Consider the following 5,990-nt stretch of genomic DNA (forward strand, 5'->3'; position numbering starts at 1 on the left):
CACTATCTCAGACGGATGGCATTACCGTAGTCTCTCAGTCCCATTGGTATCGAACACGGCCTGTTGGCCCCCCTCAGCCTGACTATCTCAATGGTTGTGCTCTATTAAGGGTGACCCTAACTCCCCTGGAACTACTGCAAGTATTGTTGGCAACTGAGACGAAGTTTCAGCGGGTTCGACGAGGCAAAAACCAACCTAGAACTTTAGATTTAGATTTGTTACTGTTTGACAATTTGGTGCTGAATTTGCCAGAATTGCAGATTCCTCATCCCCGGATGATTAATCGGGCTTTTGTATTAGTGCCATTGGCAGAAATTGCCCCAGATTGGATTGAACCTATCTCTGGGTTGTCGATCGCTCAACTTGTGAACCGCGTAGATTGCTCAGGTATTTTGCGACGGGAGTCTTAGTTACAGTCAAGACAGCCAACTTCATGCCATTTTATGAAGTGTCCCTGTTGGGAAAGAAATCCATGCAGAAGCGCCATAGGGTTATGTAAGTATAGAGTTCCCAAAGCAGCTAGTGTCATATGACCCAGTTACAGTCTATCCGTCCGCACTCATCAGGCAGCAATCTACCAAACATTCAGGCTAGCTTTCCCTATCCTTACTCTAATGCCGATGTTAGTGTTGCTCCTTGTTCTATCACTCACCACTCGCACTCAGCAGCCGCAACTGTGAACTCTTGTGTCTCACCATGGCTGATGCCCCTGGTGTATCCCCTCGGTCACCGACTCGTTATTCCTGCATATTTCCGCCGTGTCGATATTGTTGGGCAAGAGAACCTGTTCATCGATAAGCCCATAATCTTAGCGCCTACCCACCGATCGCGCTGGGATGCTCTGATTGTTCCCTATGCAGCCGGAAAGCTAGTGACTGGCAAGCACCTACGGTTTATGGTTTCTGCTGATGAGATGCTAGGTCTGCAAGGCTGGTTTATTCGGCGCTTGGGCGGATTTCCTGTGGATACTCGTAAGCCCTCTATTGCTACTCTGCGTTACACCATTGAGTTGCTGCACCGACGAGAAAGTCTGGTCATCTTTCCAGAAGGCAACATTCACCATGGTCAGCCTGTGCAACCATTGAAGCCCGGATTAGCCCGATTGGCACTGCAAGCTGAATCATTACAGCCAGGGTTAGATATTCATATCGTGCCCATGAGTATCAAGTATGGCTCTGCTTTAGTACCGTGGCGAACGACCGTAAGGGTTGCGATTGGCACTCCACTGTCCATTGCTCCCTATACCAGTGGCCATACGAAGCAGCAGGCCAAGCATCTGACCCAAGCCTTAGAGCAGGCATTGAAGGTACTACACGACTAGTCTAAAAATCCCTGGGTTGTCGTTGACCTAAAATCCCGCTGCTGTGCCCTCACCGCGGGGATCAGCAACTCCCTCTAACGTGTCGTCAGGTCGTTGGTGAATGAGAGTGGCATTGCCCCAGGATCTACCTTGGCGAATGGCATGACCACGCTGCCGCAGGTTTTCTACCGTTGCTGCGTCGATACCGGGTTCCAGAAATAGCTGATCAGGTTGCCATTGATGATGTAGACGTGGAGCCGCAATCGCTGTAACGGCATCTAGCTCAAACACAAGGATATTCAGCACGAGTTGAATGACTGTAGTGATAATGGTGCTGCCACCGGGTGCACCAAGGGCTAGCCGCAACTGTCCGTTTTCGGTGACGATCGTTGGGGTCATGCTAGAGAGCGGTGTCTTGCCGGGAGCGATCGCATTGGCCTCGCCGCCCACTAATCCGTAGGCATTCGGTACTCCTGGTGCAATGGCAAAGTCATCCATTTCATCATTTAGCAAGATGCCCGTGCCAGGAACTACGACTCCAGAGCCAAACCCCCGATTCACCGTGAAGGTTAGACTAACGGCATTACGTTCAGGATCCACAACTGTTAAATGAGTGGTTTCCGGAGATTCCTCTGCTAGTTGACGCAAGCGGGTGAGGTTGGGCATCTGCACTTGATTGGATGGAGTGGTAAAGCGAGGATTGATCGAGCGGCGGCGATAGGCTAAATACCCCGGACTGAGGAGAGCTGATACCGGCACAGAGACAAAATCAGGATCGCCTAGATATTGGGCACGATCAGCATACACTAGTCGCATCATCTCTGCTAACAGATGCAGTGTGTCAGGATGCCAGCGCCCCATCGCCTTCAAATCTGTATTGCCGACTATCCCCAACACTTGCAGCAAATGAACCCCACCGGATGAGGGAGGTGGCATGGAACAGACACGATAGCGCCGAAAGTTTCTACAGAGAGGGTCACGCCAAATAGCTCGGTAGGCCTGTAGGTCTGTCAGGGTGATCAGCCCTTGGTTAGCGGCCATGTCTTGGACGATCGCCCTTGCTAATTCTCCCTGATAGAAAGTCTGGGGGTCACGGCTGAGGAGGGTCAGCGATCGACCTAAATCCTTCTGCACTAGGATATCTCCAGGCTGATAGGGCTGACCATTACGCAAAAAAATAGCCTGGGCAGCAGGATTCAACAACTCTTGATGACGGGCGATCGCGGTAGCTAGCCGTGGTGTCACAGAGAAACCTTGGGCGGCAACTTGCGCCGCAGGCAGCACTAGCGTGGGCCATGGACGCTTGCCATAGCGCCGATGCACGGTATATAGCCCAGCGATCGTCCCTGGAACTGCAACAAGGCGATGTCCTCGTTGGGCGTAACTCGCCTGTGGCTTACCGCTGCTGTCTAGAAACATATTGCGACTAGCCTGTCGAGGTGCCCGTTCTCGAAAGTCCAGAGCAGCCATCTGCTGACGATCGTGCTGATAGATCAATAAAAAACCACCTCCGCCGATTCCCGCTGAAAATGGCTCCACGACAGAAATCATCAGGGCAGTTGCCACGGCTGCATCCACAGCATTGCCACCTGCTTTCAGCACAGCAACCCCAGCCTCGGTAGCAATTGGATGGGCAGAGACCACCATGCCGCCTTGACTCTGAGCCTGTTGGTTTTGAGCCTGTTGGTTCTGGACGATAGGAAGCTGGCGATTGCTCTGTGCTAGCACCCTACTCGATGTAACAACTGTCCACATTAGCAGTACTGCCGCCATGGCACTTAGGCCCCTGCTGACATCATGTACCCTCGCTCGGTTATTACCTGTCACAGTGCAACTCTCCTTGCTCTACCCAATGCAGAACACTCAGCAGACCACGCAACCATTTACGCTCATCATCAAACACTGACAGAATTGCCCCCCTCTCCCTTGACGAATCGCTTGTTGCCTACTTTACAATCTTTGACAGTATGTAAAGTAGAGTGATCAAGCACCCAATGGGTCGCTGCCTGTTCCATACTAAATTGATTCCACATCTTGGAGGATGAAGTTGTGAGTCCAGAAACCCTGCTCCAGCAGCCTACGATCGCGTCGCTGCCTCGATTGTCGTCAACCATGACTCCGGCAGAGTTTGACGATTACGTAATGACAACCTATGCTCGTTTTCCTGTGACACTGGTGCGAGGGGCAGGCTGCCGAGTTTGGGACACTGATGAGCGTGAGTATCTGGACTTTGTAGCCGGGATCGCTACCTGCACCCTAGGCCATGCCCACCCTGTAATGGTGCAGGCTGTAACCCAGCAAATACAGACCCTACACCACGTATCCAACCTGTTCTACATCCCAGCCCAAGGGGAACTTGCCCGCTGGTTGACGGAGCATTCCTGCGCTGATCGGGTGTTTTTCTGCAACTCTGGAGCTGAGGCCAATGAGGGTGCTCTAAAGCTAGCCCGCAAGTATGCTCATACTGTGTTGGGGATCCAGAATCCGATCGTGCTGACTGCCCACGCTAGCTTCCATGGACGCACCCTAGCAACGGTGACTGCTACCGGGCAGCCTAAATATCACAAGCATTTTGATCCTCTAATGCCGGGATTTCACTACATCCCCTATAACGACATTGCTGCGTTAGAGCAGACGATCGCAATGCTGGATAGCACTGAACGCCAAGTGGCTGCTATCATGCTGGAACCTCTACAGGGCGAGGGGGGTGTTCGTCCTGGAGATCGTGCCTACTTTCAGCACATTCGCCAACTATGCGACGATCGGGGCATTCTGCTGATTCTGGATGAAGTCCAAGTCGGCATGGGGCGCACAGGCCACTACTGGGGTTATGAAAACTTGGGCATTGAGCCAGATATCTTTACCAGTGCTAAGGGGCTAGGGGGCGGTATCCCCATTGGCGCAACCTTGGCTAAGCAGTTCTGCACCGTGTTCCAGCCCGGCGATCATGCTAGCACCTTTGGGGGCAATCCCTTTGCTTGCAGCGTTGCCCTGGCTGTTTGTCAAACCCTAGAGCAGCACCACATTCTTGACAATGTGCAGCAACGGGGTGAGCAACTTCGGGCTGGGCTACAGCAGCTTGCTGTCAGCTATCCCAACCTGATTGCTGAGGTACGGGGTTGGGGCCTCATTAATGGCATGGAGCTACGGGCAGATATTGACCTCACGTCTGCTCAGGTAGTAAAAGCTGCCATTGACCAAGGATTACTGCTTGTGCCTGCTGGCCCCAAGGTAGTGCGATTTGTGCCACCCCTGATCGTGACTGCCGATGAGGTATCGCATGCCCTACAGATTGTTGATCGTGTTTTGGCGCTTCTTGCCAACACAGTGGGTTAGTCTAGCTTTAGACCAATGGACTGAGCACCTATGAGTCTTCTAGTCGGTAGAGGTCTGCTAGTTGAGCAGGGGTGACTGTAGCCGTGGGGGCATCAAAAACGAGTCGTCCAGCCTGTAGCCCTAGGATGCGATCGCAATGGCTGAAGGCCAATTCTACAGAGTGCAGGCTCACGACCAAGGTTTTGCCATCAGTGATGGTCAAGTCTCGCAGTAAATCCATAACATCTCGACTACGCTCAGGATCCAAGCTAGATACAGGTTCATCCGCAAGGATGACCGAGGGATTTTGCACTAGCACACGGGCAATGGCTACCCGTTGTTGTTGCCCACCAGAGAGTTGATCAGTGCGGGCAAAGAGCTTGTCAGGAATGCCTACCCGCTGTAATGCTTTTGCAGCCGTTTCTACCTCTAGGGGATAGAGCAGCGACAGTGCTGCCTTCCAGGTAGGCCATCGTCCGAGATGTCCAGCATTGACGTTGTGGATTACGGCTAGGTTGTCCACCAAGTGGAATTGCTGGTAGATAGTGCCAATCTGACGTTGCACTCGCCGCAAGCGCTGAGCTGACAATTGACCAAGAGGTTGCCCCAGTGCCCACACTTCACCCGCTGTAGGACGCAAGCTGCCATTTAGTAGCCGCAGTAACGTACTCTTGCCTGCACCACTAGAACCGACGATCGCCACCCGTTCTCCTGCATGGATGCTTAGATTCAGATGGTCGATCGCCAGTTGTGTGCCAAATCGTTGACATACTTGCCGCAGCTCAAAAACTGGAGAGTCTCCGCTCACTTGATCTTGCCGATAGCCTGTCCAATCGCTTCAATCTGCTGATAATTCTGATTCTCAGTCTTGATAAACTTTTTTGCTCCAAACAATTCTAAGATTTCCTTATGCTCTGGATTGCCAGCATCTAGCTTGAGCAGGGCTGCCTGTACCTTGGCAGGGAAATCATCTCCGTAGCGCTGCTTCACTTGCGGATTAATCACCCAGTGATAGTCGTAGTACGCAGGAGTACGCCAAATGACCGAGACCTTGCTGGTATCAACTTCGCCTGCAGCCACTCGCTTTTTCCAGACTTGCTCGTTCAGCACACCAACTTCATAGGTTCCAGCCTCTACTAGCTTAATCGTAGCGTCATGGTTCTGGGAAAATCCTGGTTGGCCCTTAAAATCTGCCAACGTTACCCCAGCCTCTTGCAGAAAATACTGGGGCATCAAGCGTCCAGAGGTGGAAGATTCGCTCCCAAAAGTAAAGGTACGTCCTTTCAATACTTGCAACCCCTTGAGGTCAGTAATAGGCTGCAAACCTGCGGATTTGTTAGCAATAAACACGCTGTGAAAATCAGCATCGATGTCG

General features: G+C 52.2%; 6 protein-coding genes. 3 read left to right on the top strand and 3 right to left on the bottom strand.

Going from position 1 to position 5,990, the window contains the following annotated elements; translation table 11 throughout:
• Both folK and NZ772_12245 read left to right on the top strand, forming a co-directional pair.
• A partial coding sequence (folK, locus tag NZ772_12240) for a 2-amino-4-hydroxy-6-hydroxymethyldihydropteridine diphosphokinase (GenBank protein MCS6814318.1) occupies positions 1 to 410 on the top strand: 410 nt, incomplete at its 5' end.
• 119 nt (positions 411 to 529) lie between these two features.
• The gene (locus NZ772_12245; protein MCS6814319.1) at positions 530 to 1,321 is read left to right on the top strand and encodes a 1-acyl-sn-glycerol-3-phosphate acyltransferase; all 792 of its coding nucleotides are present in this window, start codon (positions 530 to 532) and stop codon (positions 1,319 to 1,321) included.
• A 27-nt stretch (positions 1,322 to 1,348) separates the two neighbouring features.
• Here NZ772_12245 and ggt read toward each other — a convergent pair whose 3' ends face one another.
• Positions 1,349 to 3,073, bottom strand: coding sequence for a gamma-glutamyltransferase (gene ggt / locus NZ772_12250; GenBank protein MCS6814320.1), 1,725 nt, complete (start codon positions 3,071 to 3,073; stop codon positions 1,349 to 1,351).
• Positions 3,074 to 3,349: 276 nt separating this feature from the next.
• On the opposite strand from ggt, the gene NZ772_12255 reads away from it, so the two are divergent.
• Positions 3,350 to 4,636, top strand: a complete 1,287-nt coding sequence (locus NZ772_12255) for an aspartate aminotransferase family protein (protein ID MCS6814321.1) — start codon at positions 3,350 to 3,352, stop codon at positions 4,634 to 4,636.
• A 28-nt stretch (positions 4,637 to 4,664) separates the two neighbouring features.
• On the opposite strand, the gene NZ772_12260 is transcribed toward NZ772_12255, so the two are convergent.
• Both NZ772_12260 and NZ772_12265 read right to left on the bottom strand, forming a co-directional pair.
• Positions 4,665 to 5,423, bottom strand: coding sequence for a phosphonate ABC transporter ATP-binding protein (locus NZ772_12260; GenBank protein ID MCS6814322.1), 759 nt, complete (start codon positions 5,421 to 5,423; stop codon positions 4,665 to 4,667).
• Positions 5,420 to 5,990 (bottom strand): PhnD/SsuA/transferrin family substrate-binding protein (locus NZ772_12265; GenBank protein MCS6814323.1); only part of this gene is annotated, 571 nt, incomplete at its 5' end. The genes NZ772_12260 and NZ772_12265, both read right to left, overlap by 4 nt.

Source organism: Cyanobacteriota bacterium, from assembly GCA_025054735.1.
Taxonomy (GTDB): domain Bacteria; phylum Cyanobacteriota; class Cyanobacteriia; order SKYG9; family SKYG9; genus SKYG9.

Coding starts and splice junctions, on each gene's coding strand:
- NZ772_12245 (MCS6814319.1), top strand. CDS start 530: ATGACCCAGTTACAGTCTATCCGTCCGCACTCATCAGGCAGCAATCTA.
- ggt (MCS6814320.1), bottom strand. CDS start 3,073: ATGGCGGCAGTACTGCTAATGTGGACAGTTGTTACATCGAGTAGGGTG.